General features: G+C 57.8%; 29 protein-coding genes. 8 read left to right on the forward strand and 21 right to left on the reverse strand.

Annotated elements, in window-relative coordinates; all coding sequences use genetic code 11:
• Positions 1-30 precede the first annotated feature (30 nt).
• Together MPZ60_RS10385 and MPZ60_RS10390 are read right to left on the reverse strand one after the other, a co-directional pair.
• Positions 31-606: a DUF3455 domain-containing protein gene (locus MPZ60_RS10385; RefSeq protein ID WP_034359575.1), complete on the reverse strand. Its 576-nt coding sequence runs from the start codon at positions 604-606 to the stop codon at positions 31-33.
• A gap of 150 nt (positions 607-756) precedes the next feature.
• Positions 757-1,011, reverse strand: coding sequence for a hypothetical protein (locus tag MPZ60_RS10390; protein ID WP_034359578.1), 255 nt, complete (start codon positions 1,009-1,011; stop codon positions 757-759).
• A gap of 131 nt (positions 1,012-1,142) precedes the next feature.
• On the opposite strand from MPZ60_RS10390, the gene MPZ60_RS10395 reads away from it, so the two are divergent.
• Complete coding sequence (locus MPZ60_RS10395) at positions 1,143-1,604, forward strand: N-acetyltransferase (RefSeq protein WP_034385382.1); 462 nt, start codon at positions 1,143-1,145, stop codon at positions 1,602-1,604.
• Positions 1,605-1,858: 254 nt separating this feature from the next.
• Here MPZ60_RS10395 and MPZ60_RS10400 read toward each other — a convergent pair whose 3' ends face one another.
• From MPZ60_RS10400 to MPZ60_RS10420, 5 genes are all read right to left on the reverse strand, one after another.
• Positions 1,859-3,415 carry an IS66 family transposase gene (locus MPZ60_RS10400; RefSeq protein WP_242881682.1) on the reverse strand — a complete coding sequence of 519 codons (1,557 nt, stop codon included), beginning with the start codon at positions 3,413-3,415 and terminating at the stop codon, positions 1,859-1,861.
• 65 nt (positions 3,416-3,480) lie between these two features.
• Positions 3,481-3,813, reverse strand: coding sequence for an IS66 family insertion sequence element accessory protein TnpB (gene tnpB, locus MPZ60_RS10405; RefSeq protein ID WP_157667094.1), 333 nt, complete (start codon positions 3,811-3,813; stop codon positions 3,481-3,483).
• Complete coding sequence (locus MPZ60_RS10410) at positions 3,810-4,349, reverse strand: transposase (RefSeq protein ID WP_087743482.1); 540 nt, start codon at positions 4,347-4,349, stop codon at positions 3,810-3,812. The genes tnpB and MPZ60_RS10410 overlap by 4 nt, the downstream gene beginning before the upstream one ends.
• The gene (locus MPZ60_RS10415) at positions 4,268-4,831 is read right to left on the reverse strand and encodes a GNAT family N-acetyltransferase (protein ID WP_242881744.1); all 564 of its coding nucleotides are present in this window, start codon (positions 4,829-4,831) and stop codon (positions 4,268-4,270) included. The genes MPZ60_RS10410 and MPZ60_RS10415 overlap by 82 nt, the downstream gene beginning before the upstream one ends.
• Positions 4,832-4,993: 162 nt before the next feature.
• Entirely contained in the window at positions 4,994-5,230 is a 237-nt protein-coding gene (locus MPZ60_RS10420; RefSeq protein ID WP_034359582.1) for a hypothetical protein, read from the reverse strand.
• A gap of 259 nt (positions 5,231-5,489) precedes the next feature.
• Here MPZ60_RS10420 and MPZ60_RS10425 point away from each other — a divergent pair, with 259 nt between their 5' ends.
• Positions 5,490-7,163 carry a sensor domain-containing diguanylate cyclase gene (locus MPZ60_RS10425; protein WP_242881743.1) on the forward strand — a complete coding sequence of 558 codons (1,674 nt, stop codon included), beginning with the start codon at positions 5,490-5,492 and terminating at the stop codon, positions 7,161-7,163.
• Positions 7,164-7,661: 498 nt separating this feature from the next.
• Here the strand turns inward: MPZ60_RS10425 and MPZ60_RS10430 are convergent, their stop codons facing one another.
• The 8 genes from MPZ60_RS10430 to MPZ60_RS10465 form a co-directional block, all read right to left on the reverse strand.
• Entirely contained in the window at positions 7,662-8,105 is a 444-nt protein-coding gene (locus MPZ60_RS10430; protein ID WP_034359652.1) for a lipocalin family protein, read from the reverse strand.
• A gap of 228 nt (positions 8,106-8,333) precedes the next feature.
• Positions 8,334-9,122, reverse strand: a complete 789-nt coding sequence (locus tag MPZ60_RS10435; RefSeq protein WP_034359632.1) for an SDR family oxidoreductase — start codon at positions 9,120-9,122, stop codon at positions 8,334-8,336.
• A gap of 5 nt (positions 9,123-9,127) precedes the next feature.
• Positions 9,128-9,688, reverse strand: a complete 561-nt coding sequence (locus MPZ60_RS10440; RefSeq protein WP_034359634.1) for a DUF3833 domain-containing protein — start codon at positions 9,686-9,688, stop codon at positions 9,128-9,130.
• A complete protein-coding gene (locus MPZ60_RS10445) occupies positions 9,685-10,977 on the reverse strand; it encodes an MFS transporter (protein WP_034359636.1) in 1,293 nt (430 codons plus the stop codon). The genes MPZ60_RS10440 and MPZ60_RS10445 overlap by 4 nt, the downstream gene beginning before the upstream one ends.
• Positions 10,978-10,990: 13 nt before the next feature.
• A complete protein-coding gene (locus MPZ60_RS10450; RefSeq protein WP_187771884.1) occupies positions 10,991-11,560 on the reverse strand; it encodes a chalcone isomerase family protein in 570 nt (189 codons plus the stop codon).
• Positions 11,553-12,824, reverse strand: a complete 1,272-nt coding sequence (locus MPZ60_RS10455; RefSeq protein ID WP_034359639.1) for a cyclopropane-fatty-acyl-phospholipid synthase family protein — start codon at positions 12,822-12,824, stop codon at positions 11,553-11,555. The genes MPZ60_RS10450 and MPZ60_RS10455 overlap by 8 nt, the downstream gene beginning before the upstream one ends.
• Complete coding sequence (locus MPZ60_RS10460) at positions 12,821-13,573, reverse strand: DUF1365 domain-containing protein (RefSeq protein ID WP_034359641.1); 753 nt, start codon at positions 13,571-13,573, stop codon at positions 12,821-12,823. Before MPZ60_RS10460 ends, MPZ60_RS10455 begins: the two co-directional genes overlap by 4 nt.
• The gene (locus tag MPZ60_RS10465) at positions 13,570-14,919 is read right to left on the reverse strand and encodes an NAD(P)/FAD-dependent oxidoreductase (protein WP_034359643.1); all 1,350 of its coding nucleotides are present in this window, start codon (positions 14,917-14,919) and stop codon (positions 13,570-13,572) included. The genes MPZ60_RS10460 and MPZ60_RS10465 overlap by 4 nt, the downstream gene beginning before the upstream one ends.
• Positions 14,920-15,064: 145 nt before the next feature.
• On the opposite strand from MPZ60_RS10465, the gene MPZ60_RS10470 reads away from it, so the two are divergent.
• Positions 15,065-15,700 (forward strand): TetR/AcrR family transcriptional regulator, encoded by a 636-nt coding sequence (locus MPZ60_RS10470; RefSeq protein WP_034359656.1) that lies wholly within the window; start codon positions 15,065-15,067, stop codon positions 15,698-15,700.
• Positions 15,701-15,804: 104 nt separating this feature from the next.
• On the opposite strand, the gene MPZ60_RS10475 is transcribed toward MPZ60_RS10470, so the two are convergent.
• The 4 genes from MPZ60_RS10475 to MPZ60_RS25200 all read right to left on the reverse strand — a co-directional run bounded on the left by MPZ60_RS10475 (position 15,805) and on the right by MPZ60_RS25200 (position 17,938).
• Entirely contained in the window at positions 15,805-16,302 is a 498-nt protein-coding gene (locus MPZ60_RS10475) for a nuclear transport factor 2 family protein (RefSeq protein ID WP_034359644.1), read from the reverse strand.
• 845 nt (positions 16,303-17,147) lie between these two features.
• Complete coding sequence (locus tag MPZ60_RS10480; protein WP_242607104.1) at positions 17,148-17,579, reverse strand: DUF1524 domain-containing protein; 432 nt, start codon at positions 17,577-17,579, stop codon at positions 17,148-17,150.
• Between the two features lie 52 nt (positions 17,580-17,631).
• Complete coding sequence (locus tag MPZ60_RS25195; protein WP_080747464.1) at positions 17,632-17,751, reverse strand: DUF1524 domain-containing protein; 120 nt, start codon at positions 17,749-17,751, stop codon at positions 17,632-17,634.
• A 4-nt stretch (positions 17,752-17,755) separates the two neighbouring features.
• Entirely contained in the window at positions 17,756-17,938 is a 183-nt protein-coding gene (locus MPZ60_RS25200; RefSeq protein WP_370689379.1) for a DUF1524 domain-containing protein, read from the reverse strand.
• On the opposite strand from MPZ60_RS25200, the gene MPZ60_RS10485 reads away from it, so the two are divergent.
• The 3 genes from MPZ60_RS10485 (at position 17,867) to MPZ60_RS10495 (ending at position 21,070) form a co-directional block, all read left to right on the forward strand.
• A complete protein-coding gene (locus MPZ60_RS10485) occupies positions 17,867-18,115 on the forward strand; it encodes a hypothetical protein (protein WP_242607105.1) in 249 nt (82 codons plus the stop codon). The two genes, MPZ60_RS25200 and MPZ60_RS10485, sit on opposite strands and share 72 nt — an antisense overlap.
• Positions 18,116-18,395: 280 nt before the next feature.
• Complete coding sequence (locus MPZ60_RS10490) at positions 18,396-19,877, forward strand: hypothetical protein (protein ID WP_131324741.1); 1,482 nt, start codon at positions 18,396-18,398, stop codon at positions 19,875-19,877.
• Positions 19,874-21,070, forward strand: a complete 1,197-nt coding sequence (locus MPZ60_RS10495; RefSeq protein ID WP_052057703.1) for a hypothetical protein — start codon at positions 19,874-19,876, stop codon at positions 21,068-21,070. Before MPZ60_RS10490 ends, MPZ60_RS10495 begins: the two co-directional genes overlap by 4 nt.
• Positions 21,071-21,092: 22 nt before the next feature.
• Here the strand turns inward: MPZ60_RS10495 and istB are convergent, their stop codons facing one another.
• Both istB and istA read right to left on the reverse strand, forming a co-directional pair.
• Entirely contained in the window at positions 21,093-21,878 is a 786-nt protein-coding gene (gene istB / locus MPZ60_RS10500) for an IS21-like element helper ATPase IstB (RefSeq protein WP_034359664.1), read from the reverse strand.
• On the reverse strand, positions 21,868-23,394 hold the full coding sequence (istA, locus tag MPZ60_RS10505; RefSeq protein ID WP_034410946.1) for an IS21 family transposase: 1,527 nt from the start codon (positions 23,392-23,394) through the stop codon (positions 21,868-21,870). Before istA ends, istB begins: the two co-directional genes overlap by 11 nt.
• Before the next feature lie 327 nt (positions 23,395-23,721).
• Between istA and MPZ60_RS10510 the strand changes: the two genes are divergently transcribed.
• Together MPZ60_RS10510 and MPZ60_RS10515 are read left to right on the forward strand one after the other, a co-directional pair.
• Positions 23,722-24,809 (forward strand): IS3 family transposase gene (locus MPZ60_RS10510; RefSeq protein WP_122974783.1). Its coding sequence is split into 2 segments (ribosomal slippage): positions 23,722-23,974 and positions 23,974-24,809, totalling 1,089 coding nucleotides; the frame shifts between segments, so codons are not numbered across the junction.
• Positions 24,810-24,868: 59 nt separating this feature from the next.
• Complete coding sequence (locus MPZ60_RS10515) at positions 24,869-25,552, forward strand: glycosyltransferase (protein ID WP_255777548.1); 684 nt, start codon at positions 24,869-24,871, stop codon at positions 25,550-25,552.
• The last annotated feature ends 418 nt before the right edge of the window (positions 25,553-25,970 follow it).

Here is a 25,970-nt window from a genome sequence, read left to right on the forward strand (position 1 = left end):
CGACCATTCTAGTCATGCCGTTGCAAAGCCTTACATCGTGGGTTTCCAGAAGATGTAATCGGCCTGGTACTTGACCATGGTCTTCTGGCCTTTGGTGGCGGTGGTGCAGGGTTTGTCTGCAGGAGCAACACCCCCTTGGAGTGCGACGCGCTGAATGTAGCTCACGTCTACCAGCGCGCCGGCCCCCATGGCGGGATTGGCCTTTACCAACTGATAGGGCAAGCTGCCAGGGCTGGAGGGTGCTACTGCGAGTTGCGTAGCTGTGAGCTTGGATCCGTCATTGGCTTCCCAGGTTGCGGGAGGTCCGTAGTAGCGGCCCACAGTCTTGCCGGAGCGATCTTTCAACACCGCATCGGGACCGACGAAGACCCATTCGGTTTGGCCAGGTGCGTTGGCCTTGTCCCGGCACTCATAGGTGATGTCGCCACTGCCAACAGTTTCCCAGGCTACCTTGTGACCGGTTGGAACCTGGATGGGAGCAGGCAGTGAAGCCTGAGAGAAGTTGCTGGCTGATGACTTCATCGAGCCGCATGCAGCGAGCAGGGCTGCAGCGGAAGTGACGGCAGCAAAGGCGGCGAGGCGGTATGCGAAGCGAGTGGTCGACATTGAGATTCTCCAATTAGATCGGTTGGAAGGATTCACTGAAGCAGCACATTGCTTGTGTTGCTGCAGGTACTACCCACGAGATCGATGTTTGGATGCACCCGATACAAATCTTTTTGGAAATGTTCCGTGACGCTATAACTCGTGGCCGCTTTAGTAGCCTTCAACCAAAGGCATTTCCGTCCCATCGACCGCAATCATCACGCCCGTGGTGTTGGGGTCAAGTTCAATCGGGACGCCCCAAAGCTCATTGGGCTTGCCGAAGGAGTTGACGATGTTGAACTGCCGCAGCTCTTCCGGCGTCATCTTGATCAGCTTGGGGTAGGCGTTGTTGTGGGCCTTCCAGTGCCTCAGGAAGGTTTGACACACGCGCTTGTGGATTGTGTGGATGGGAGATTCATCGGTCATTGTGCGATTGTCTCAGAGCATGCGCGGCTCTCCGGCGTATGACTGGGTATGGAGAGATACAGATTCTCAGCAGAGCATTTCAGTTCGAATCGACAAGTCGCTACCATCGAAGAAATAATTCATGGATGGCTATGAACCTACGACCAGCAAACACCGAGGATCTCGCACATCTGTTTGCAATACATCGATCGGTATTTCACTCACATATTGAGAAGCTATGGGGCTGGGATGAAGCTTGGCAACGCGAAAACTTCACATCGGAATGCACAACTGCCACTACCTCCGTGATTGAAGTCGATGATCAAATCGCTGGGTACATCCAAGTCCTTGACCGCGAGTGCCAAATCTACTTGCAGAATATTGCTATCGCGCCTGCATTTCAGAGTGCAGCTATTGGCACCAGAATTTTGAAAGATTTGCAGTTAAGTGCAGCGGCTCGGCAGGTGCCGCTGCACTTAGGTGTGTTCAAAAGCAATATGCCTGCTCATAGGCTATATCAGCGCCTTGGATTTCGTGATGTCGACGAAACACGTACTCATATCGAGATGTCGTGGATTGCTCCTTGTCTTGATAGACTGAGCGGAAAGTGTTGAGCTAATTTTGAATGGCTGCTAAGGGTTGTGAACACTCCTTTTCCGTTGACTGTTACTGGCCAAAGCTTGTCGGTCATATGATTGCCGGATAGGAGGCCGACTTCAGACGCTCTGCTCTCTTACGAGTTTATTGGGTGCATAAAGGCGAAAGCGCTGAAAGCGAGCACCTTCAATGTTTACTTCGCCGTCAGGCTGGAAGCCTGTAAGCGCACGGCAAACCCATGTTGACCGCAGATGGCTACCATGGCTGACGATCAGATGTCGGTGGGCTGCCAGCGGTGCGGCAAGAGCTCGTCGATACGGCTGGCCTTGTGCGTGGGCAGCCTGGTGAGCACGTCCTGTAGGTAGGCATAGGGGTCATGCCCGTTCATGCGTGCCGACTGCACCAGACTCATCACCGCCGCCGCACGCTGGCCCGCGCGCAGGCTGCCGGCGAACAGCCAGTTGTTGCGTCCAATGGCAATCGGCCGGATCTGGTTTTCGATCCAGTTGTTGTCCACGGGCAGTTGCCCGTCATCAACGAAGCGCGTCAGTGCAGTCCAGCGCCGCAGGCTGTAATCCAGGGCCCTGGCAGTCGCCGAGCTGTCTGGCAGCTTTTGCCGCTGCAATGTCATCCACTGGTGTAACGCATCCAGGATCGGCTTGGTGTGCTGCTGACGAATGGCTTTGCGTTGATCGGCGTTCAGCTCCTTGACCTCGCGCTCGATGTCGTAAACCTTGGCGAACTGCTCCAGCGCGAACCCGGCAAGCTGGCTTTTGTTCGCCGCATGCAAGTCAAAGAATTTGCGCCGGGCGTGCGCCAGGCAGCCCACCTCGGTCACACCGTTGGCGATCGTGGCTTTGTAACCAGCAAAGTCGTCGCAGACCAGTGCCCCCTTCCAATCGCCCAGGAAGTGGCGCGCATGCTCGCCCGCTCTTGACTCGCAGAAGTCGTACACCACGGCCTTCATGTCTTCGAAGGCGCCTGGTGCGTAAGCCCACAGGTAAGCCCGGTGGGTGCTGCCTTTGCCAGGCTTGAGCATTTGCACCGGCGTCTCGTCGGCGTGCAGCACGCTGCGGCTGAGTATCTCCGCCTTGAGCGCATCGACCAGCGGTTGCAGTCGCACGCCACAGGTGCCCACCCACTGCGCCAGGGTGGAGCGAGGCAGGCCCAAGCCTGCGCGAGCAAAGATGGCTTCCTGACGGTACAGGGGCAGGTGGTCGGCGTACTTGGCCACCAGCACCTGGGCCAGCAGGCCCGCAGTCGGGATGCCCTTGTCGATCACATGCGCCTCGACCGGCACCTGGGTGATGGTCTCGCACTTGGCGCAGGCCCACTTGCCACGGATGTGGCGCTCCACCGTGAACACGCCGGGCACATAGTCCAGCTTTTCGGCCACGTCTTCACCGATGCGCTTCATCGCACAACCACAGGCGCAGGTAGTCAACTCAGGCTCGTGGCGGATCTCGCGCCGCGGCAGGTTGGCCGGCAGCGGCTGGCGCTTGGGTTGTTGTTTGGCTTGGGGCGCTGGCGCAGGCGGCTGCAGTTGCTCGATCTCGACGGCGACCGCTGCCAGGTCGGCCTCGATCTCGTCTTCAAGCAGGCTGCGCTGCTCGGCGTTGAAGCGCTCGGACTGGGCCGCGAACTTCATGCGCTTCAAGAGCGCGTTCTCGTGGGTGAGCTTGGCGTTGAGCGCCTGGCTGTGCTTGAGTTCGGTTTGGTGGCGGGCGATTTGCGCGTCCTTGTCGCTCACGTGGCCCATGAGGCTGGCAACCATCTCGCGCAGTTGCTCTGCGCTGAGATTGTTCAGGGATTGTTGCTGCACCACCATGGCAGCCAGTGTGCCAAGGAAGGCCCTGCGCTGCCATGCGCAGATCCACCGATTGCGCGCCGGCTTCAGACCATGGTGATAATGCCGGCGTTTCCCATGCGTTGCCAGGGCAGGCCCAGCACCAGGGCGTCAAGCTGGACAGGCTCCAACTGCCACTGCTCATTGCCTGGCGCCGGCCAGACGAACTTCCCCTGGTGCAGGCGGCGAGCGGCCAGCCAGATGCCGATGCCGTCGTGCACCAGCACCTTGATGCGGTTGGCGCGTCTGTTGGCGAACAGGTAGGCGTGATGAGGGTGGGCAGCACCGAACACGCTGACCACCCGGGCCAGCGCCGTGTCGGTGCCGGCGCGCATGTCCAGCGGGGCCGTGGCAAGCCAGGCAGCGTCGATACGGATCATTGCCGCAGCACCTGGAGCAAACCCTGCAATGCGCGGGAACACTCGCCAGCAGCGGCCACCGGCCAATTGACCGTCACGAGGGTGCCGTGATGACAGCACTCGATGCGGATGTCTGATGAGGGAGTTGCCGATGCAGCACTTGGGGCAGCTTGCGCACCCGCTGGCTGAGGCCCCATCGCCGGCGAGCCCAGCGTCATCGCGATGAAGGCGGGCACGGTGCTGGCATGAGGCAGATGCGCCGGGGCACGAACAGGCTGTGCATTGGCCATTGGCTCAGCCGCTGCATCGTCGCAGTGCGGGGCGATGCCGGACGCCACAGCATGCGCGGTATCGCAGGTGGGCTGGTGAAGGCCCAGACGATGCTCCTTGAGCCAGCGATGCAGCACATTGGCATTCATGCCATGTTCACGTGCTGTGGCGGCAATTGATGCGCCGGGCTGCTGGCACGCGGCGATCAGTTCAACCTTGAATTGCGCGCTGTAGACCCGGCGTGTGCGGGGGACACGGGAGCGCGAGTTGGGGATCTCTTGAGACATGGTGTGCACGATGGTTTACGTGGACACGATGGTGCTTGCAATTGCTCATTCGGGGTAGATGGGGTGGCCGGACGGATACGGAAGCCTAGCCTGAAAATTGCTTTGATTCTTGTCCTTGAGGGGGGAAGCAAAATTGTGATGGAGCCCAGCTTCAGAGAGTTGAATGCCCATTTAACGATCTCGTGATAAATCGCTTTCCCTCTACCCCAAAAATCTGGATGAAGCACTAATGCTAGGTCGGCATCACCTTTCTCGTACTGCAAGCCACCCCAACCAGCAAATGTCTGATTAATTAGAAATGCCCACGGACCGTAGCCATATTGTTGCCACTGTGCGTCTTTTTGCTGGACCCATCCTTTTGCCTTCGAAAGATCGAAATTTGCACTTCCAAGCGGCATTTGCCGTAGCACATCGGGATTGTTGTTGAGCGAAATGATGTCTATCAGGTCGATTTCTGTAAGGCGCTTGAATTCCAAGGTCATGCTGAAGCTAAATATGTTTGTCCGTCGACTCGCAATAGCATATTAAAGCGGTGCTGGCTGGCTGTTGCGTCTTAAACTGACAGGCAGCTCTTGGTGGTTTGCAGGGCCGCGCTCGTTGGGAAAGCCATATCTGCCTGGAGTGCACAACAGGGGGATCCGTCCTCATCGATCATCATCACAATACGGCTTGCGCATTACACCTGATATTGTGTTTTTGTGTGTGCGTTCCCAGTATTCGTCCAGCGTGTCAGCCACCTCGATGACTGTGAGAGTTCCCTCAACCGGGGTGGCTTCTGGATGTTCCTTTTTAATCATCTCCCCGGAGCAGAGGTGCCTGGTGGTGCGCCACTTACCGAGATTGTCTTGATAGCGCCAGTTGTAGTGATGTTCGATGTGCATGTGAACTTCCTTTTTGCGCTGTGTATTTATACAGATTTAGAGAAATCCGACTTGCTAGTCTGTACGTATGTGCAACCGCAACAACACCCCGTCAGAGATCAAGATTGAGCGCTACTTTCGCATCGGCCGGGAGTTTCCGGGCTGGTGGAGGAATAAGCGCAACAGTAGCGTAGCGGCTGCGCCGACAATATTGGGCGCTATGCGCCTGAGCCGTCTTTTCCTTTGCTCCACTGTGCTGCTACTCAGTCTGGTCTCATTGATGCTGGTGCGCACGATGTGGACCGACTGGCAGGACGTGCGCCGTGCTGAATTCGGACTGGATGCGATGGAGCTGGCCTATGCTGCCATGAAGGTCGCCGAACACGCCTCGGCCGAGCGAGGTCCTGCTATCCCGGTACTCAACGACCCGCCCTCGGACGCTTTGCGCAAGCGCCTGACGCAGTTCCAGTTGGAGACCGATGCGGCCTTCGATGTGGCGCTGACGCGGCTGCGCCGACGTGAGGAAGCCGAGCTGCTGACTGCCCTGCCGGTGTTGGAGCGGGCGCGCACGCAGGTGCAGGCAGCCCGGCAAGAGCTTGAGCGGGTGGCGGCCCTGCCCCAGGCTGAGCGCGCGGCCGTCGATAAACGCCGCACCCGTCAGGTCATCGACCAGATGTTCGAGGTCGTCGACACAGTGCTAGAGGCGGTTACCCTGCTGTCGGCCAGTGCCGAGCGCATCCATCCCAGCCTGTCGCTGCCGCTGGTCGGCGCGCGCTACGCCGCTGAGCTGCGCGAGCATGCTGGCCGCTTGGGCTCGCAATTCACCGCGCCGCTGGCCAGCGGCTCGCCGCTCGGCCCGCAAGAGCGCGACGGCATTCCTCGAATGCTCGGCCGTATCGAGCAGCTCAAGGCTCTGCTGGATGTAAAGGCGCGCACCAGCCTCTCCGATCCGCGCATTGACGCCGCGCTGCAGGCCCAGCAGGAACGCTATTTCGGTCAGAGTTTGCCCTTTATCGCCGAGATTACCGCTCGAGGCCTTGCCGGCCTGCCCTATGGCATGGACTCGGCACAGTTTGTCTCCCGCCATGTCCCGGGGATGGGCAGCATCGTCGATCTGCGCGACACTCTGCACGAGGTAGGCCGCGAACAGACGCTGGAGAAGGTGGCGGAAGCCTGGCGGCGGCTGCGCGTCAACGCGCTGATTGGCTGCTGCATCCTGGTGCTGGAGGTTGGCGTTTTCATCACGCTGCGCCGCCGTGTGCTGTCGCCGCTGCTGCTCATCACCCAGCATATGATGGAACTGATGCGTGGCCGGCTGAACCGGCAGCTACCCGCGGTCCAGCGCAGCGACGAGATCGGCGAGTTGCAGGCCGCGGTGCATGCGTTGCAGGCCAGCCTGCAACGAACCCAGGAGCTGGAGGCCGAGCGCGAGACCCTGATTACCGAGCTTCGCCAGCTCAGCCACCGCGACCATCTGACCGGGCTGATGAACCGCCGCGCCTTCGACGATCAGGCGCCGGCCCAGCTGGCCCAGGCCGAACGTCATCGTTGGCCGCTGGCGCTGATACTGTTCGATTTGGACCATTTCAAGCGCATCAACGATCAGCATGGTCACGAGACCGGCGACCAGTTGCTACAGCATGCGGCGCAACTCGCACAGGCCCAACTGCGCAGAGGCGATCTGCTGGCCCGCTATGGCGGCGAGGAGTTCATCGCGCTGCTGCCCGATTGCGATGACAAAGCGGCACTGGCCCTGGCCGAGCGCTTGCGCCAAGCCCTGCAGCAGCCGCTGCATCGGCCCGATGGCAGCATGCTGAACCTGAGCGCCAGCTTTGGTCTTGCGGTGCAGCCGGCTGGTCTCCAGTCCTCGCTGCCCGAACTCTTCAGCCGTGCCGACGCCGCCCTCTACGCAGCTAAGGCCAAAGGCCGCAACCGGGTGCAGTTGGCTCTCTGAGCAGATCAAGTTCTGGTCACAAAGCCGTAAAAAGCCATCTCTGATGACCGTTTGGATCGGCGATTCGTCTGTCATGGAGCACAGACTTTTGGTGCCGAGTGCTCATTTCATCTCGCGCTTCCATAATTGAACTCACTGCTGCATGAATTACTTGCAGCACTAGACCTCTAAGTGACCTGATGGCATGTATTTCCTCTCTCTGTTGATTTCCACCCAGAAGTGACCCACTAGCCCCCGGCGGGTCAGTTTTGCGTGGAAATTAACACGGCATGGGCCAAGAACTGTGCACAGCTGAGCCCTGCCGTACCGGCGCCAATGATGGCAATGCGGTGGGCGGCGCTGTCCGCTGTAGGGTGAGAAGTCATCATGTCAATGGAGTGTCTGTCTGAGGTTGACTATCTGTGACTGGCACGAATGAGTCGGTTCACTGCGATGCAAAAGGCCGCGGTGCGAACTTCAAAGTCGTTTGAAAATGCTTGTACCTGGCGGCAATGAGCGCTATTGGGGCACCCGGATTACACGACTGAGATCTACGCCGAAACTTTGAGCCTTTAGCAGCAGCGAATGAAGTTGCTCCTCTGGGATGGACTTCTGGCGCGACAGCAGCCAAAAGTAATCCAGGCTACCGCCAATGACCAGAGAGGTCTGGTATTCGTCGTCTAGGCTGACAACGTTATAGCCGCCGTAAAACGGGCCAAAAAACGAGACTTTCAGTGCCGCTACATTGGACGGTCCTAAAAATTGGGCTTTCCCCTCGGCTTCGCGCCATTCCTGCTTGCGCGCGTCAAAACCTCGATTCAGCACGGAAATGCTGCCATCCGCGTTGAGCTGATAACGTGCTGCCACTTGGATCAGATTTTTCTCAAAGTGGTGATCAATGCGGGCCAGCTCATACCAAGTTCCAAGATAACGATTGATATCGAAATGGCTCACCGGATCCACCCCACGAGGTACAGATACGGCGCAGCCCGATAAAGCCAGCTGGGTCCCGACAAAGACGGCCGCTAGCGCTGTAGCGCGCATGAAAGAGCTTCTTGAAATATACATAAAGCGCCTCGATAGTGTGAAGTAAACAGAGACCACGGCAGGCTCTGGTGTACGAGATTCAGGCTGAATGGCAACAGTGCATCGACGTATGCGCACTTGAAGTGCAGACGGCTGCGGGTGAGATCACATTCCGGTGACACGACGTACCGCCGAGAAATACCAGCTATCGGGCAGGCAGCGCATGAGCTTCACCCAGCGCGTGAAGCGACGGGGAAAGTTCATTTCGAAATGCCCCAGCCTCCAGCCGCGCAAGATATGCTGAGCGGCTTCTTCAGGGCTGATGAGAGCCGGCATCTTGAAGCTGTTTTGTGCGGTCAAAGGGGTATCCACAAAACCGGGATTGATGATGGAGACTCCAAGGCCCCGAGGGTGCAGATCCAGATAGAGGTTCTCTGCCAGGTTGTTGAGCGCGGCTTTGGTGGGCCCATAGGCCAGGGACATGGGCAGGCCCCGGTAGCCGGCCACACTGCCGACCAGAGCCAGGTGACCACGCCCGGCCTCCAGCAGCATCGGCATGACAGCGTCCAGCAGTTGCAGAGCGCCGACATAGTTGACCGCTAGATGCTGCTGCATCTCCAGCAGATCGAAAGTTGTCGCGCGTTGCGGTCTGTACCGGCCTGCGCAATACAGCACCAGATCCGGCGCCCCTGCATAAGCTTTCACCGTCGCAGTGGCCTCAGCCATGGTCTCGGGCTGGGTGACATCCAGCGGCAGGACCAGAAAGCCGCTGCGGCCAAGGGTCAAGGAATGCAGGGCAACTGCATCTCTGGCCGATACGATGACCCGAGCGCCTTGCGCATGTAGAGCCTCTGAGGTGGCTCGCCCTATGCCTGAAGAAGCGCCGACTATCCAGGCACATTTCCCTTGCCAGTGGGACAGCGGCGGATTGAGCCTTGCGTGCAGCAGCGACATCGCACTTACTCCTTGATGAAGGACAGAGTCACATCGCCCAGGTGAACACCGAATTTGCTCATGACAGCACGGTTGAGCATGGTCCGCGCATCCATCAGATACATCCAGTCATCCATACTCACGTGCCAGACCTTGCCGTTCACTGGCAGGGCCAGCACATAGTTCCAACGGAAGGCGTTGCCAGCCGTCTGGCCCTGAGCCTGCCCCACCACGTCGTCTGCGTTTCCGCTATAGCGGCCATCACCCAGATACTTCAGATGCCAGATGCGTTGCTGCGTGCTGCCGTCGCTGTAGACAAAGTGCTCGTCGAGCACACCGTCGTCGCCGTTCCATTTGCCTGTCATGCGCACGGTGAAGCGCTTGACCACTTTTCCGGATCTGTCCGTGAACAAGCCGTGAGCGGTCAATGGTCCGTTGAAGTACTGACGCAGATCCAGTTCTGGGCGCTCCTGGGCATATTCCTGCACAGACGGACCCGCGCAGCCGGCCAGCATTCCCATGAACGTCAGTCCTATTGCGGCGCGGCGCCAAGGCAGGAATGAGAAAGTACTTGTCATGGATTTCATTTCAGTCTCCAAGATTGGTGCAGGCGTTCGCCACGCCACAGGCAAGCCCAGGCCATCAGTTTGAACAGGCAGGGAAGGCCTCCATATGCCCATGCCAGTGCCTGCAAGCCGGCAGGGTCGGTCGTGCCGCTGCGGTATCCCATTGCGGCAAGAAGCGGCAGGCACAGTCCAGCTGCCAATGCCAGATTGAGCTTGGCAGCACAGGCCCACCAACCTAGATAGCGTCCCTCTGCAGAGCCTCCTTGGCCAGACTCGTGGATGACGCCGGTCAGTAAAGCCCCAGGCAGCGCCAGATCTGCCCCGAGGGCCAATCCGCTTGTCAGACAGATGATGGTGAAGATCCAGCTGTCGCCGGCCCCGAGCCAGGGGGTGATGGAAAATGCGATCACGCTCGCCAGCATGCCGGCGCGCCAACTGGGCGCCAGCCCCCAGCGCGAGACAGCCTTCACCCACAGTGGCAATCCCGCAGCGGCGGCACCGAAATAGCACAATAGAAGTAGTGGCTGCAGATCCGGCGCATGCAAGCGATCCATCACGAAGAACGGCAGCAGTGTGGCGGGTATTGCTGCTGCCACGCCGTTGAGCATGAATACAGATAGCAGTCTGCGAAAACTTGCGTCCGCCCATGGTGAGGGCATAGCAGGCTTGGTGTGCAGTTGCACGGTGGACGCCGGTATCGCACTGGACCGTCGCAGGCTATGCAGCCCTAGCAAGCCCAGGACAAGCGCCATCATGAGCACCATGCTGGTTGCATCAAAACCCAGCCAGGTGGGCAGCACGCTGGCGAGGAGTACGCCAGCGAGAGTGGAACCTTCGCGCCAAGCGGTCACGCGCGCGCGCCAATCAGGCTCACCTCCCCAGCGCGTGCCCCAGGCCTGGTGCAAGATGCTCACGGCGCTATAGGCCAGAGTGCAGAGCAGCAGGCTGGCAGCCAGCCAGCCCAGCAGACTGGCTTGGCTGGCGTTTGGAGGATGCCACAGCGCAGCGAAGCCCAATGCCATGAGCACGCTGCAGAGCACCGCGGCCAGCCATGCGGCACGCAGCCCGCTTTGCAGCAGGCGATCGGCCATGCGTCCCAGGGCTGGGTCGAGCACCGCGTCCAGAGCGCGGGTTGCAAGCAGTACCGCCCCCAGGCCAGCCAAGGGCACCCCGGCGACCGCTGCATAGTGATGAGGCAGGTTGACATACAGCGGCAGCGACACGAATGCCAGCGGCACGCCGAGACCTCCATAAGCGAGCCCCACACGCCAGGGCAGCGGCTTGGATGGAGCTGAGCTGGGGGAGGGCATGGTCTTTGTCTCCTCAGCGCTTGCCCAGCAGTGCAGCGCGTAGGCCAGGCGCCGAAGTCTGATCAGACAGCCAGATGCCAAAAAACAGGCGCGCGTACTCTGCATCCTGCAGGCGTGCTGTTTCGCGTCCATTGTGGAAAAAGCTCACATCGCCGGCTCCGTCAGTCACTCCCAGCAGTCGATCCTGCGCAGCGACATCAGGAAAGGCCTTCTTCATCATCATCAGCCATTGGCGTGCCTGTGCTTCGGAGAAGCTGCCCACGCGCCGCATCTCGGCCACCGATCGCTCGGCGATGGCCTCACCCTCCAGCTTGCGGTCATAGACCAGCTCCAACGCGAACGGCTGGCGTGCATAGTCCGCCGGCTCGAAGTCCGCCTGCGCCCAGAGACGGGCCTCGTAGACTCGCAGACCAAAAAAGCGCAGCACGCCGCTTCCAATCAGGCGCGCCGAGGGCAGGGTGGAGCGCAGCTCCGCAGGGGCGGCAGGCGTAGCTGCCAAGAGGTTGTGGGTTATTAGAGTCATAGTGGGAGCAAGAAGGCTGGCGCTCCAGACCAGGGCTTGGCGCCGTCGAATGTCATGCATGGTCAGGCCTGCGCAAAGTGAACTGGACCACATCGGTGTTGCCCGTATCAAAGGCCGCTTCGCAATAGGCCAGGTAAAACCTCCATATGCGCACAAAGCGCTCATCGAAGCCCAGGCTTCGCACCACATCAAGGCGCTGCTCAAAGGCGTGACGCCAGCGTCTGAGCGTTTCGGCATAGTCCTTGCCAAAGCGCATCTTCTTTTCCACCGTCAGGCCGGCGCGTTGGGCCTCTTGCTCGAAGGCTGTAACGCTGGGCAACAGACCGCCCGGGAAAATGAACTGCTGGATGAAGTCGGTGGAGTGCAGATAGCGCGCAAACAGGTCTTCGCGCAGGGTGATGGATTGCAGGCAAGCGTAGCCGCCGGGCTTGAGGCAGTCGCGTAGCACCTGGAAATAGGTACGCCAGTATTCATGCCCGACTGCCTCGAACATCTCGATGGACACAATCGCGTCAAAGGGCTGCGCCGCATATTCAGCCACCAGATCCCGGTAATCTTGGTAACGCAGGTTGACTTGAGCCTGCAAGCTTGCTTGTGTGATGCGCTGCATGCCCCACTGCAACTGTTCGCGCGACAAGGTGACGCCGGTCACCTGTGCGCCAAACTCGGTGGCCGCCGTCTCTGCCAGGGCCCCCCAGCCACAGCCGATTTCCAGCAGGCGCTGACCAGGCTGCAGTCCTGTTTCGTTCAACGCACGTCTTATTTTTGTGCGCTGTGCATGTTCCAGGTCGGCCGCTTGCAAGGGCGCACCGCTGAGCCCTTCGAACCAGGCAGAGCTGTAGCTCATGGTCGGATCCAGCCACAGCCTATAAAAGTCGTTACCCAAGTCATAGTGGGCATGAATGTTTTTTGCGCTCCCCGCCCGCGTGTTGCGACGAAGCAGATGGCGCAGCCTGAATCCCAGGCGGCCCCACCAGTGGCCGTACACCAACTGCTCCAGGTGGTCGCGATTGCTGATGCAAAGTCGCAATAGCGCACTGAGGTCATGGCTGTCCCATTGGCCCTCTATGTAGCCCTCGGCCAGTCCAATATCGCCCGAGCTCAGGATTCGGTCCAAAGCTTCCCAGTGCTGAACTGCACAGCGTGCGTCTGCTTCTGCTGCGATCTGCTTCGGGAAATGGCGCACTCGTCCATCAGGCAATTGCAAATCCAGTTGGCCGTGCGGCAAATGCTCCAACAGTTTCATGACGCGACTGGCGCTGCGTGGCAGGGAGCGCGTTGAACCGGCGGACTTGCTCAGTAGGGGGATAGTGGTCGTGTTCATCGTGTTACAAAGCGCTTGGGCGCAGGTGGTTTGCGATGGAAAGGAAGCCGCTTCGCCCAAAGGCGGAGTGCCTGCCAGTGGATGCGGAAGATGACTCCGAGTGTCATCAGCGGCGTGCCGAAGAAAGCCTGGCGCACTGTGGAGGTGTTCAAGGGATGCAGTGTCCCTTCGATGCCAGTGCGCAGCAGCGGCCCTGTCTCGTCGTAGAGATCCACGAGCGCCAGACTGGTGCTTTCACTGCGTTTGAAGCGGAAGCGATACTCTCCCTGGGTCTCGCAAAATGGTGAGACATGAAAGCACTTGTGCGCCACATGCTCGTAATCCCAGGCGAGCTGAGGTCCTGCGAGAAGATAGGCATGACGCTCACCAAAGGTGTTGTTGACCTCGGCCAGGATTGCTGCCAGCGAGCCATCTGCTCGGTGTGCGTACCAGAAACTCACCGGCTTGAAGGCATAGCCCAGCACGCGGGGAAAGGTATGCAGCCAGATTTCTCCATCTGCATCCCGGATACCTTCTTGCTGCAACAGCTTTTCGAACCAGGCCAAAGAGTCGCAGCTGCCGTCGCCATGATCGCTGTCATGAAAGCTGAGCCAGCCGCGCCGATTGCGCCGCAGCACTGCAACCGGATGCTCACGCAGGCTTCGCATGGGAAGCAGCAGAAAATATCCGGGGTAACGGAATGCATGCTCGACTGGCCGAAGCCGGCGATGCCAGATATGGCCAAAGCCAATCAGAGGAGGAACGCTCATAGAGCTTCCTCCAAGATGGCCCCTGGGAGCACTGGTTGCTGTGTGTGGCTCAGAGAGTGGAGCACTCCATCGGCAGCTTCGAGACCTGAGCGTAAGCCATCTTCATGAAACCCATAGCCACACCAAGCGCCACAAAACCAAGTATTGCGTCTACCTTGTAACTCACCAACACGCTGTTGTGCAAAGATCGCAGCCTGGTCGAAAACAGGGTGGCTGTACTGAATACGCGCATGAACTTTGTTCTCTGCGACTGGTCGAGTTGGATTCAGTGAAACCAGTACGGGTTGCTGCCAAGGCAGGGGCTGTAAACGGTTGATCAGATAGTGCAGACAGACACCGGCATTCTCTGCGCTGAGGGAGGGTGCACGTTCGTAGTTCCAGGCCGCCCAGGCTGCCTGGCGTTGCGGCAGCACGGCTGTATCGGTATGCAGAACTGCTTCATTGGGCTGGTATCGAATTCCACCTAGCACTGCACGCTCCAACGGTGTCGCATCTTGACCCAGCAAACGCAACGCCTGGTCACTGTGGCAGGCCAAAACAACCGCATCAAAATGCTCCGACCCATGGGGCATCTGCAGCATGACCCCATGCGTATCGTGCTTCAAACTCAGCACTGGGGTGTCCAATCTGGTTTCATGGCGACCATCCTGCTTAATTCGGGCAATCATGCGACGCACGTATTGCTGAGAACCGCCGCGCACGGTGTACCACTGAGGCCGATGTGTGACCTGGATCAGTCCATGGTTGTGGCAAAAGCGAATCAAGGTGGCGACGGGAAAGCGCAGCATCTGATCCGTAGGGCAGGACCAGATGCATCCAATCATGGGCAGCAGATAGTCGCTGCGAAACGCTTTACCGAAGCCATGCTGGTCCAGAAAGTCCTCTATTGACGCATTGAGCTGTGCCTCGATCTGGCGTTCTGCGATATCTGTGGTCAGGCGGTTGAAGCGCAAGATCTCGAGCAGCATGCCGATAAAGCGGGGACGCAGCAGATTTCTGCGTTGAGCGAAAACTCCTCCTAAGGAGCTGCCGCTCCACTCGAGTCCGCACCTGCCATCGACGCTGGGAACTTGAACTGAAAAAGACATCTCGGAAGGTGCCGTTTCCACATTGAGTTCACTAAACAGCTGCGTGAGCATGGGGTAGGTACGATGATTGAATACTAGGAATCCTGTATCTACGCCATGGCTTACATCATCAAGGCAGAGCTCTAACGTGTTGGCATGCCCGCCGAAATGGCTGGTCGCTTCGATTAAACAAACGCCGTGCGATGCTTGGGTGGTAGCCAGACGAAATGCGGCGGCCAGACCGGATATACCCGAACCGATAACAGCTATACGAGGCATGAAAGCTCCTTGAAGTATTGGGTGAACACTCAAGAAAACCGAAAAGATCAAATCTTGAACTGCTTAGTTCAAACTATAAACCTTAAATTTCAAATTTGCACTACCTGGTGTGCAAGATGATCTTGTGCGTCCTAAAATGTTGGCTATGAACGCTCGGTCAACAATCAAAGAACAAATTCAACGTGTACGGGAAGAGGCTGTCGTGGCGGCGGTGAACCGCCTTTTGGCGACTAAGGGCTACGACGCGATGACGGTGGATGAGGTCGCTGCGGAAGCAGGAGTCGCCAAGGCCAGTCTGTACAAGTTGTTTACTTCCAAAGAAGAGCTAGCCGGCGCAGCGATGGTCGGCGTGCTAGATCGTGCTTTGAGTTTTGTTGATGGCTTGCGGCGAGAGGCCGAGCAGGTAGCCGAATCCGGTCAGAGCACTCCTGCGCTGGATCAGCTCAAAGCGGTCGTGCGGTGGGCTATGCAAACGCAACTGGAAGGACAAATGCCCTCACTTCCGGCCCAAAATTCGAGTCTCAGCGCATCATTGCAATCGAACGACGAGTACATGGATCGACTCATTGCGTTGAGCAATAGGCTCAGTACGTGGATTACCGAAGCCCAGACAGGTGGTCATTTGCAGTTGCGACTACCCGCTGAACTAGTGCTCTACACTCTGTTCGCGCGCGCCTGCGATCCGGTCGTGGCTTTGCTCAAGGAGTCGGGCCAATACACGCATGACCAGATCATCGACTGGGTAACAAGCACGACTTTCGATGGTTTGGCCGCGAGATAGCGCTGCTCTCTCTTTGCTTTAGGGTTTCGGAAGAATCGGACGATATTGATGGTGAGAAAGCCATCTCTTGCCACCGTGGCAAAAATCGCCTCTAACGCCAATTGCTAGGATGCAGAGCCATTCGTGTGTACTGACTTTGCAGGCGCCGAAACCCTACGGCGCAACCAGCGCATCAAGACCCCAAGCAACGGCAATTTCTCGTACAACTCTTCTGCGGTGTCCCAGTAATCACGGTGGTGAGTTACGCGGCCTTCGCAATCGAAGCACACAGAAGAAGCGCCGCGAATGCACTGCTGAACCTCGGACCGCCAGAGACCAAGCCGGAAACGGAACTCCCATTCCAGAAATGCTCGATCGCCTTGCACCAGCGTTTGGGTAACTACAAAGCGTGGCTCCTGCAACGAGGCAAACATGTGTTCAAAAATGCTGGCGATCGCTGTCACCCCACGAACTTCGTTGAAGGGATCTTTGAAGAAGGCATCCGCCGCATAGTACGCGTCAAGCCGTTGTAGATGTTCTCCTGTCAGCCCTTCGTAGAACTCGACAAGCCTTTGAACAGCAACCCGACTGTCGTGGTTGCACGAAAATTTGTCCACATTCATTGACTACTACCTGATGGTAAGCGCGGTATTAGGACAAGGCGAGCATAGAACACAGGCTTTAGGAAGCAGGCTTAACTTGCAACTCCCAAATAATAGTAGTTGCTCTGGTATGGCTAGGAGACTTTACTTGTGCTCAACCGGGACTCATTTAGGACTGAGTTTTCCCTAGGCGGATTTGCCGCCTGGGGCGAAGCCAGCTAGATGAAGATGAGGATTCTTCCATCTTACCGGCCTGTGGACATAGAGGTCCACATTGTTGAGTTCGTAGTTGTGAGTGTTAAAAGTCGCTGCACGAACATCGAATTTCGTGAGCTCTAAGGAGGGATCGCGGTAGCGTTAGTCGTTCGAACACTCAATCTGGAGTCCGTGGTCGACTCATGCGTATTCCTGTTGAATTGACCGCCTGTGCGGTTGTGGCTGACCGGTCTACTGGTCGTGACCGACTGAGTTCGGCCAGAAGCTGTCGTCCGATAAGTAGCCGTGAACGGCAGGTCTAGGCAGTCTGCAGTCGCTCAACTCAAAGATGTCAATGACTGCCAATGCACAAAGCAGTCATTGGAGCTCGACTTCCACGGATGTCCGCTCCAAACCTCAAAGCAGTCACTGGACTGTCGCGAATTTCGAGTGACCGCTTTTACCTGAGGCGAACTGGTGCTAACAACCCATTGCCGTCCTTCGAAATCGGGTAGTCAATGAGCGCTACGCAAACTGAGCGGCCTGTTGCATGACGCCAGATTTAAGGCATCTTGCATCAAAGCGATGCTCCATGTCAGCGGTTGCCCACATCAGAAAGCAATCGCCCCACAGTTGCCGTTCGAAGTTTGGCGTAGCGTCACCGCATCACATCACATCACTTGGCTCCGATCCTCAAACTTCCTGACCCAGGGGATGAGCGCTCGCCCGTCCACCTTTCTACCGTTCGAGTAGCGTCCGGCCTGCACATCGTCCGCAACGTCGCCAAAGAGCAGCGGCAACCAAGCGGTCAACGGCTCCTCTTCACGGACCACGGTGAATTCCCAAGTGCGCTGAGCAAGTCGCATCATGGCAATGCCTTTGGCCGCTATCTGTACGACGCTCCATCGCTCACAGAGCCTCCCCACCTGCATCTCAGAGTAGCTTCCTCCGAGAAAGCGCTGCCGCTTTCCAGCCAATTCACCAAACGAGCAGTAGGGCTGATTTGAAAGCTGCGAGTTCACGCTAATCGACAGAAGCAGAAGGTTGCCTAAAGAGTTTGTGATAGCCGACTTGGCACGTTTTGACCTTGTGGCAACCGTCACATCGTCGGACCACTGAGCATGCGGGCTCTGCGGATAGATATGCTCGATGGACTCATAGCAGAAGGTTGCCTAAAGAGTTTGTGATAGCCGACTTGGCACGTTTTGACCTTGTGGCAACCGTCACATCGTCGGACCACTGAGCATGCGGGCTCTGCGGATAGATATGCTCGATGGACTCATAGCAGAAGGTTGCCTAAAGAGTTTGTGATAGCCGACTTGGCACGTTTTGACCTTGTGGCAACCGTCACATCGTCGGACCACTGAGCATGCGGGCTCTGCGGATAGATATGCTCGATGGACTCATCCCAGGCGAACTTTTCCCAAGTCCGCTTGACGGGACGACCGCGGTCACCTCGCAAGTACTCTTCCCAGAGGTAAATAAGAAGCTTTCCAAACTGCCAGTTATAGAAGCCGCTCTGGCTTCGCAACCTGTCAGCGATAGTGGTCTGAACTGCGTCAGCGTCGAAGAAGCCAGGCCAGGAAAAGCGAGCATCTCGGTACTGTTCGAATTCAGAGTCACCATTCTCGACAATTGACGCCAAGTGATCTTTTGCCAGCAGAATGGCCGCGGAAGCACTCGGAGGTGAGGTCAAGTGCGGGTGTCGTATGTAGATTGGCTCCCCAGGCTCTTTGGCATCCCCGCCTAATATAAGATACGAGGAAAACATTCACTTACACGCACGTCGCTTGATTGCTTGCCGACGCGGAGTTGAATTGGAGATCCATAAGGCGGCATCAATCGCCTACCCGAGAAGCGTAGATTATGTGGATCGACGTCCACGGGGTGCGGGTATCCGAACAGTCCGTCGAAGCACCATGAACGGTAGTTATTTCGAGGTAAACGTATTGGCGATTGCTCCAGGCACACGAGATAGCGAAGCGGGGATGAAGCGTCAAATTGCGCTCAGTGACCTTCTTACAGAGTTCGACGAGCGCATTAGTAGCGAGCTGAACGTGGACCCGTTGGGCCTGCAGGTCATCTGGTCGGCCTATGGACAAAAAATCTTCCGCAACCGCATCAGCTCCATTTCCAACGACGTCCGCAACTACACGCTCAACCTCTTTAACCACTGGGTGACCAAGGCCCTGGTCGAGGACGATGCGGTGCAGCTCGGCAAGGGGCTGCTGCACGACAAGGCCTACGCAGGACGGGGCAAGGATTCGGCCGCATTTAAGCAGGCCTGCATGATCTACCTGGAAAACGTGTTCGCCTTCGCGATGGTCGAAGTGCAGGCCGATGCGAGCGTCCAGACTGGGGGTGTGCTTGGAATTTCCAAAGCGCGCCGGCGCTGGGAAGAGACCAATGGCAACCCCCAGCTAGTATTCAGCACCGGCGCTCGAGCCCACGTGTTGATGCGGCAGAACTCGCTCGGAGTGAGCGGGCGTTACAAGACGCCGTTGGTGGAGATGGGCTTCTTTGACGGTAGCTACGACTACGCGCTGCCTTCGTCGCGTCCGCAGTGGCAGAAGGCGCAGGCGCAGTTGTTTGCCCAAGGTAAGCCCCTGGCGCGCTTGCAGGCGCTGATGCACGCGCACCTGGCCGAAGTGCTGGCGGACGTACGCCGGGAGCCTGAGCTGAACTTTGCCGAACTGCCACAGGCACTCAAGCATGCCTTCGTCGCGGCCTTCCGGTCGCCGTCGAGCGTAGGCGCGTATGCGCGCGACTTCTGGCTTGGGGTCACCGAACTGGACCAGGGCGCGCCAGGTGCCTTGTACGAGGCACTGAAACAGGAGTGGCTGCCGGATGGCCAGGTGCGAGAGCAGCCGACCCAGCAGGTGTTCGCGCTCGCTGCCGGGCGCGCGTCGCTCGCGGCAGGCGATCGCGACAAGCTCGAACGCGTGCGGGTACTGGAGCCCTTCCTCGCCGAGCTGGACCTGCTGCTGGGGGTAATGCTCTCGGCCAAGTCGCAGTCGCTGGCTGAGGTGCTGGCAGGTTGGAAGTCGCTCGACCGCGATGGGGACACCTTGCCTCGGTTGGCAGAGCCCATTGAGGTCAATGCTGCGATGCGCGAGCAGGTATCGGGAACGGCCGCCGAGCGGCTGACGGAGTTGTTGGCACTGGCACGCAGCAACAGCGTGCAGCAGCAGGTGGAGAGTCTACTCAAGTACCACGAGAGGGTAATGGATGCGCGTGGCCAGTCGCCCTGGCTGCGGCTGCTGAACGGCAGCCAGTTGAAGATCGACGTGCGCATCCGCCCACTGCCGGCAAAAGAGGACCGGCCGGTGGACGCCTGGGTCCACCAGTACTACGTGCCGCAGTTCCGCCACCTCCTCTCAGGAATGCGGGGGCTGGTGTGAAGCTGCTGGATGCTTTTCGCCAGCAAGTGCGGGCACTAGGTCCACTGAGGAGGGCCTGGTTCACCACGTTCAACTTGGGCATCTCGTTCTTCGAGACTCATGTGCTGCCCGAGCTTCTACAGGGTGATGCTGATCCGCCCGTCAACCGCATGGACTACGAGAACATGCAGTTGCAGCTGGCCGAGCGCGGAATCGATCTGCGTGTGTTCTGTGACCTGCGCATGATGGAAGCCGACCAGCTCAAGCGCACGGCGTTGCCGGTGCACGGTGTGCTGCCGAGGAGGCTGGGGCTAGAAGGGTTCGGCCCGGAGTCGCTATTCCACCCGAAGGTGATCTTTTTGGAGGACGAAGGCGGCTGTATGGTGCTGGGCGCGGGCAGCGCTAACCTCAGCGTCAGCGGCTGGGGGCGTAACCAGGAAGTCTTCTGCTTCCACACGGTGAGCAACAACGAGCAGTACAAGCAGATCAAGCGCTTCTTTGAGCCGCTGTTAGTGGCTGCGGGGCTGAGCAAGGCGCTGGGCGTGCGCAGGCAGTTCAAGGGTGACGACGAGGATTGGCGCTTTGTGCATAGCTTCGAGGATGAAAGCTTTCTGGAACTCCTGCTGGAGGGCACGGAGGCTGGGCGGATGACTGTGTGGTCGCCGTACTTCTCGCTCGACCTCGCGGGGCTGCTCGAAAAGATCCGGATACTGGCTGACCGGAAGATTGATTTCACCATCGTGCCGGATCGCGTCGGAAATCGGCATGTGCGCACGAAGTGGTCTGCGGCAATCGGGGAAATGCTGGACGAGGGTGGGCTCGCCTTTCATGACTGGCCTTCGCCGCGGGCCGGTGAGATCGAGATGACCCACGCCAAGCTCTGGCTGGCGCACGGGCGGAGGACGCGTCTAGCCGTCGGTTCGTGGAACTGTACCGAGCCAGGTAGCTCGAGCTTTGAGCTGCGCAACGTCGAAGCTGGCTTCTTGCTTGACGTGGCGCCTGCAATGCAAATCGCCGGCCAGCCACTGACCTTGGGAGTCACGGATTTCAGTACCGATGACATGCTGGGGGATGACGAGTTAGATCCGCCGCCTTATCCCTTGCCTTTCGAGCTGCAGGTGTGTTTCGACTGGGCGCAGGGGTGCTACAATGTTAATTTCCACGCAAAACTGACCCGCGATTTCCATCTCAAACTGACCCACCCTTTGACTTGAGCCGCAAGGCTCAAGATGTGGATCAGGTTTTGTTTCTCTCCTTCTTCATGGACGGTTGTTGGACTGCACTGCTGTGCTTGAAGCGGTAGCTGTCGTTGCCTGTTTCCAGAATATGGCAGTGGTGGGTTAGGCGGTCCAGCAGAGCCGTGGTCATCTTGGCATCACCAAACACGCGGGCCCATTCGCTGAAGCTCAGGTTGGTGGTGATTACTACGCTGGTGCGTTCGTAAAGCGTCGAGAGTAGATGAAACAGTAGCGCACCGCCAGATGAGCTGAAGGGCAGATAGCCCAGCTCATCGAGTATCACCAGATCCGTATGCACCAGCCTGTGGGCGAGCTGTCCGGCTTTGCCTTGCACTTTCTCTTGCTCCAGCGCATTAACCAACTCAACAGTAGAGAAGAAGCGCACCCTTTGACGGTGGTGCTCAATGGCCTGAATACCCAGTGCTGTAGCAATGTGCGTCTTGCCCGTGCCAGGCCCACCGACAAGCACCACGTTGTTAGCCTTCTCGATGAACTCACAGCGATGAAGGCTGCGTACCAAGGCTTCATTGACTTCACTGTGTGCGAAGTCAAAGCCTGCCAGATCTCTGTAGACCGGGAACCTGGCGACCTTGAGTTGATAGGCAATGGAGCGCACTTCTCGCTCAGCACTCTCGGCCTTGAGCAGTTGCGACAGTATGGGGTGTGCTGCTTCAAATGCTGGTGAGCCTTGCTCTGCAAGTTCTGTCACGGCCTGGGCCATGCCAAACATCTTGAGTTGGCGCAGCATGATGATGATCGCAGCAATGGCGGGGTCATGACGCATGGCGCACCTGTCGGAGTTGGTCATAGCGCACGACGTTGGCTTGTGGCTCAACGATCAAGGCCAAGGCTTGGGGTGAATGGATGGGCTCAGGTTCCGGTGTTCCATCAATGAGGCGGTGCAAGATATTGATGATGTGGGTCTTGCGAGGTACGCCATCCTCCAGTGCCAACTCGACAGCGGCCAGGACGGCTTGCTCATCGTGCTGCAACACCAAGGCAAGAACTTCCACCATCTCGCGATCGCCGCCAGGTTGCTTCAGGAGCAAAGCTTGCAGTCGTTTGAATGCGTCTGGCAACTCGGCAAACGGCGCACCGTTGCGCAATGCGCCAGGCTTGCGCTGCAATACGGCCAGGTAATGGCGCCAGTCATAGACCGTACGCCCAGAACCTTGGTGATTGCGCTCAATGATGCGCGGGTGTTCACAGACGAACTGACCTTCGGCCACGACAACCAGACGGTCGGCATAAACCTGCAAGCTCACGGGCCTGTTGGCATAAGAGGCCGGCACGCTGTAGCGATTGCGCTCGAAGTGAACTAGGCAGGTGGGAGAGACTCGTTTGGCATGCTCGACAAAGCCGTCAAACGGCCGAGGCATGGGCATCAGGGTTGAGCGTTCTTGCTCCCACACATCAGCAAGTGAGCCAGGCAATTGGCCATGCGCAATCTCTTGCCATAACTGCTGACACCGTTGCTCTAGCCAATCGTTGAGGGCACTGAGTGTCGGAAACGCTGGTACAGATTGCCAGATACGATGGCGAGCGTCCCGAACATTCTTCTCGACCTGTCCCTTCTCCCATCCCGAGGCCGGATTGCAAAACTGTGCCTCGAACAGGAAATGGCTGGCCATAGCACTGAAGCGGGCGTTGACCTCTCTGAGCTTGCCACGGCCGACACGATCGACGGCTGTGCGCATGTTGTCGTAGATCCCCCGCCTAGGGACGCCTCCAAACACCGCAAAGGCACGGTTGTGGGCATCGAACAGCATCTCATGGGTTTGCAGGGGATAGGCCCGCAGATAGAAGGCTCGGCTGTGGCTGAGCTTGAAGTGAGCCACTTGCAGCTTGGTGCGTACACCCGCAATGACAGCCCAATCCTCGCTCCAATCAAACTGGAAGGCTTCTCCAGCGCCGAAGACCAGGGGCACAAAAACGCCTCGCCCTGATGTCTGCTCCACCGCATGACACTGAGCCTTCCATACTCTGGCAAAGGCAGCGACTCGGTTGTAGGAGCCGGTGTAGCCCAACGCCTGCAAGTCCAGAAACATCTGCTTGATCGTGCGCCGCTGCTTGCGAGAGCGGTTGACTTCTGTACGCAGCCAGCCTGACAGCTTGCTGGCGAAGGGGTCGAGCTTGGTGGCGATGGTGCGCTGTGCAAGTTGAGGTTGCACAACGTCGGAGCGCAAATACTTGCGGATGGTATTGCGAGAAAGCCCAGTTCTGCGGGCGATCTCTCGGATGGACAGGTGCTCACGCAGAGCCCAGCGCCGGATGACACTCAAAGTGGCCACGTCAATCACTCCTGGTCTCCTGCTGCACAAGAAAGCAGCAGGCTAGGGTTAATGCGTGGGTCAGATTGAGATGGAAAAACCGGGGGCTAGTGGGTCACTTCTGGGTGGAAATCAACAAACTTCGATAAGCATGACCCGAGGCTAACATTGGTGCGCGACATGGTTGGACAAGGGAAATATCCTCCACCTCAAGCGGAGCAGTGGGATTTGGACATATCTTTAGATTGGCATTATCCAAAACGTGGCGAGGATATCGTGTTCCTGCTCCTTGGGCGGTAATCCCCCCGTAAAACCAACGTCTTGAGAAGTAGAGACCTCCCAAGGAGAATCTCTACTATGAAGAAGTCACGTTTTACAGACAGCCAAATCATCGATGCGCTCAAGCGTGCAGAAGCTGGCTTGGCAGTGCCCGAGCTGTGCCGTGAGCTGGGCATCAGCGCAGCCACGTTCTACAAGTGGCGTGCCAAGTTTGGTGGCATGGATGCATCTTTGATGGCCCGCATGAAGGAGCTCGAAGAAGAGAACCGCCGGCTGCGCAAGATGTACATCGAAGAAAAGCTCAAGGCGGAGGTCGTCTCGGAGGCGCTCGCAAAAAAGTGGTGAGGCCATCTCGCAGACGCGAGATGGCTCAACAAGCAGTGCAACACCGGGGCCTGACGATTCGTGCAGCGTGTCAGGCGTTTCAAATTAGCCAAGCCTGCTACCGCTACAAGGCGCAACGCAACACAGACAATGATGAGATTGCCCAGTGGCTGCTGCGCCTGACGGATAACAATCGCAGTTGGGGCTTTGGGCTGTGCTTTCTTTATTTGCGTAACGTCAGAGGTTTCAAATGGAACCACAAACGGGTCTACCGGATTTACCGCGAGTTGGAGCTCAATCTGCGTATCAAGCCGCGAAAGCGTTTGGAGCGAGCAAAACCTCAGCCATTGGCCGTACCAGAGCGCCCTGGTGCAGTTTGGTCTGCGGACTTCATGCACGACCAGCTTGAAGACGGTCGCAGCTTCAGGCTGCTGAACATCATTGATGACTTCAACCGAGAGGCGCTGGGCATTGAAGTGGACTTCTCGCTGCCTGCGCTGCGTGTCATTAGGGCATTGGAGCAAATCATCCAGTGGCGTGGCAAACCCCAAGTCATTCGCTGTGACAACGGCCCCGAATACATCAGCGCAGTCCTGCAAAACTGGGCGATTGCCAAAGGCATCCGATTGGAATACATCCAGCCTGGCAAGCCTGCACAAAACGCCTATGTCGAACGTTTCAATAGAACGGTTCGCTATGAATGGCTGTCACAGTACCATTGGCGCAATCTTGATGAAGTTCGAGATTACGCCACGCAATGGATGTGGCGGTATAACCATGAACGCCCAAATATGGCATTGGGCGGCATCACCCCCAAACAGCGGCTTGCCATGGCCGCATAGCTCTACTTCTCAGAGCAATGGTTTAAGGGGGGATTACCGGGCGAAGTACACCACCACCGCTGTTTCAGCGGTGTATCACATCACTACAAGCGCAAGAAGACCAAGAGTTTGGGGTTATCGTCGTGGATGATGCCAGTGAGAGTTGGTTCAGTCAGCAAATGCCGTTTGTACTAGGCTCGCTGAAGAATCGCACCACGCTGGTTCGTCATTCTCAAAGACAGGGCTACCTCGCAAACTTCCGTTTGGCAGTAGAAGAAATATGCTTGAGGCCAGATACGTTGGTTGTCGTGCTTGATCAAGATGATGCGCTCATGAGCCCAAACGTTGTTGAGTCACTGAGGGCGCGTTGGACAGATGGTGCGGACATGATTCATGCGCCTATGTTCAGGCCAGAAAAATCTTTGCGTCGTTACACGCCTGACTACACGTCACCAAGATTGAAGGGCGGTGGCAATGTCTGGGCACATCTCCGTGCCTTTCGAAAATCTCTGTTCATGGCTGTGCCTGCTGCGGAATGGGATGTTCCGAACGCATATTTTGATGCGCTCAGTGACTACCTGATGATGGTGCCGATGGCGGAGTTAGCACGGCGACCGATATGGATTGATGAGGGGTACGCCTGTCTTCATCAGCGGATGCCCTACACGATGGAGCGAAAGCTCGTGGAGCAGAAGGCAAAGCAATGGTTAGCTGCGCGTCAAACCATGTCTCTAAGCAAAGATGCAAATGGGGTGTGGGATTAATTAGCCATGCGAACATGGCTATTTGCTCTGGATGGTCGCTATCTGGCAATGACCGGCAGTTCGACGTACGGAAATGAGCCGCCATAACCGCTGCGGAGCCAACATAGATCCCTGGAGTTGGGAGGGCAGCAATGGGCGATAGCATAAATTCGCTTCAGGCAAAAGCGGTCACCCAGAACTCGTGCCAATGCAGTGATGCTTTCAGGTTGGGAGAGCACCTTTGTGGAGTATGCGAGAAGCGGGACCGAGGCCCCTCGCAAAGGCCAATATTGACCACTAATCACTACGAGTGCAGCCTTAACTTGCTTCTGGCCCAAGCTCTTAGCACACCTAACCACTTTTTCATCTGATTTGTGCCTGCTGGTACATAGATGTGCTCGGTACTAGGCAGTCAGCAGGAATTCTCTGAGAGATAGCA

The organism is Comamonas sp. 7D-2 (assembly GCF_022749555.1).
Taxonomy (GTDB): Bacteria; Pseudomonadota; Gammaproteobacteria; order Burkholderiales; family Burkholderiaceae_C; genus Comamonas; species Comamonas thiooxydans.

Coding starts and splice junctions, on each gene's coding strand:
- MPZ60_RS10470 (WP_034359656.1), top strand. CDS start 15,065: ATGAACGCTCGGTCAACAATCAAAGAACAAATTCAACGTGTACGGGAA.
- MPZ60_RS10465 (WP_034359643.1), bottom strand. CDS start 14,919: ATGCCTCGTATAGCTGTTATCGGTTCGGGTATATCCGGTCTGGCCGCC.
- MPZ60_RS10400 (WP_242881682.1), bottom strand. CDS start 3,415: ATGGTGGTGCAGCAACAATCCCTGAACAATCTCAGCGCAGAGCAACTG.
- MPZ60_RS10435 (WP_034359632.1), bottom strand. CDS start 9,122: ATGTCGCTGCTGCACGCAAGGCTCAATCCGCCGCTGTCCCACTGGCAA.
- MPZ60_RS10490 (WP_131324741.1), top strand. CDS start 18,396: ATGAACGGTAGTTATTTCGAGGTAAACGTATTGGCGATTGCTCCAGGC.
- MPZ60_RS10485 (WP_242607105.1), top strand. CDS start 17,867: ATGCTCGATGGACTCATCCCAGGCGAACTTTTCCCAAGTCCGCTTGAC.
- MPZ60_RS10440 (WP_034359634.1), bottom strand. CDS start 9,688: ATGAAATCCATGACAAGTACTTTCTCATTCCTGCCTTGGCGCCGCGCC.
- MPZ60_RS10415 (WP_242881744.1), bottom strand. CDS start 4,831: ATGACCTTGGAATTCAAGCGCCTTACAGAAATCGACCTGATAGACATC.
- MPZ60_RS10475 (WP_034359644.1), bottom strand. CDS start 16,302: ATGAATGTGGACAAATTTTCGTGCAACCACGACAGTCGGGTTGCTGTT.
- MPZ60_RS10410 (WP_087743482.1), bottom strand. CDS start 4,349: ATGTCTCAAGAGATCCCCAACTCGCGCTCCCGTGTCCCCCGCACACGC.
- MPZ60_RS10385 (WP_034359575.1), bottom strand. CDS start 606: ATGTCGACCACTCGCTTCGCATACCGCCTCGCCGCCTTTGCTGCCGTC.
- MPZ60_RS10390 (WP_034359578.1), bottom strand. CDS start 1,011: ATGACCGATGAATCTCCCATCCACACAATCCACAAGCGCGTGTGTCAA.
- MPZ60_RS10455 (WP_034359639.1), bottom strand. CDS start 12,824: ATGAACACGACCACTATCCCCCTACTGAGCAAGTCCGCCGGTTCAACG.
- MPZ60_RS10450 (WP_187771884.1), bottom strand. CDS start 11,560: ATGCATGACATTCGACGGCGCCAAGCCCTGGTCTGGAGCGCCAGCCTT.
- MPZ60_RS10425 (WP_242881743.1), top strand. CDS start 5,490: ATGCTGGTGCGCACGATGTGGACCGACTGGCAGGACGTGCGCCGTGCT.
- MPZ60_RS10445 (WP_034359636.1), bottom strand. CDS start 10,977: ATGCCCTCCCCCAGCTCAGCTCCATCCAAGCCGCTGCCCTGGCGTGTG.
- tnpB (WP_157667094.1), bottom strand. CDS start 3,813: ATGATCCGTATCGACGCTGCCTGGCTTGCCACGGCCCCGCTGGACATG.
- MPZ60_RS10420 (WP_034359582.1), bottom strand. CDS start 5,230: ATGCACATCGAACATCACTACAACTGGCGCTATCAAGACAATCTCGGT.
- MPZ60_RS10395 (WP_034385382.1), top strand. CDS start 1,143: ATGAACCTACGACCAGCAAACACCGAGGATCTCGCACATCTGTTTGCA.
- MPZ60_RS10460 (WP_034359641.1), bottom strand. CDS start 13,573: ATGAGCGTTCCTCCTCTGATTGGCTTTGGCCATATCTGGCATCGCCGG.
- istB (WP_034359664.1), bottom strand. CDS start 21,878: ATGCGTCATGACCCCGCCATTGCTGCGATCATCATCATGCTGCGCCAA.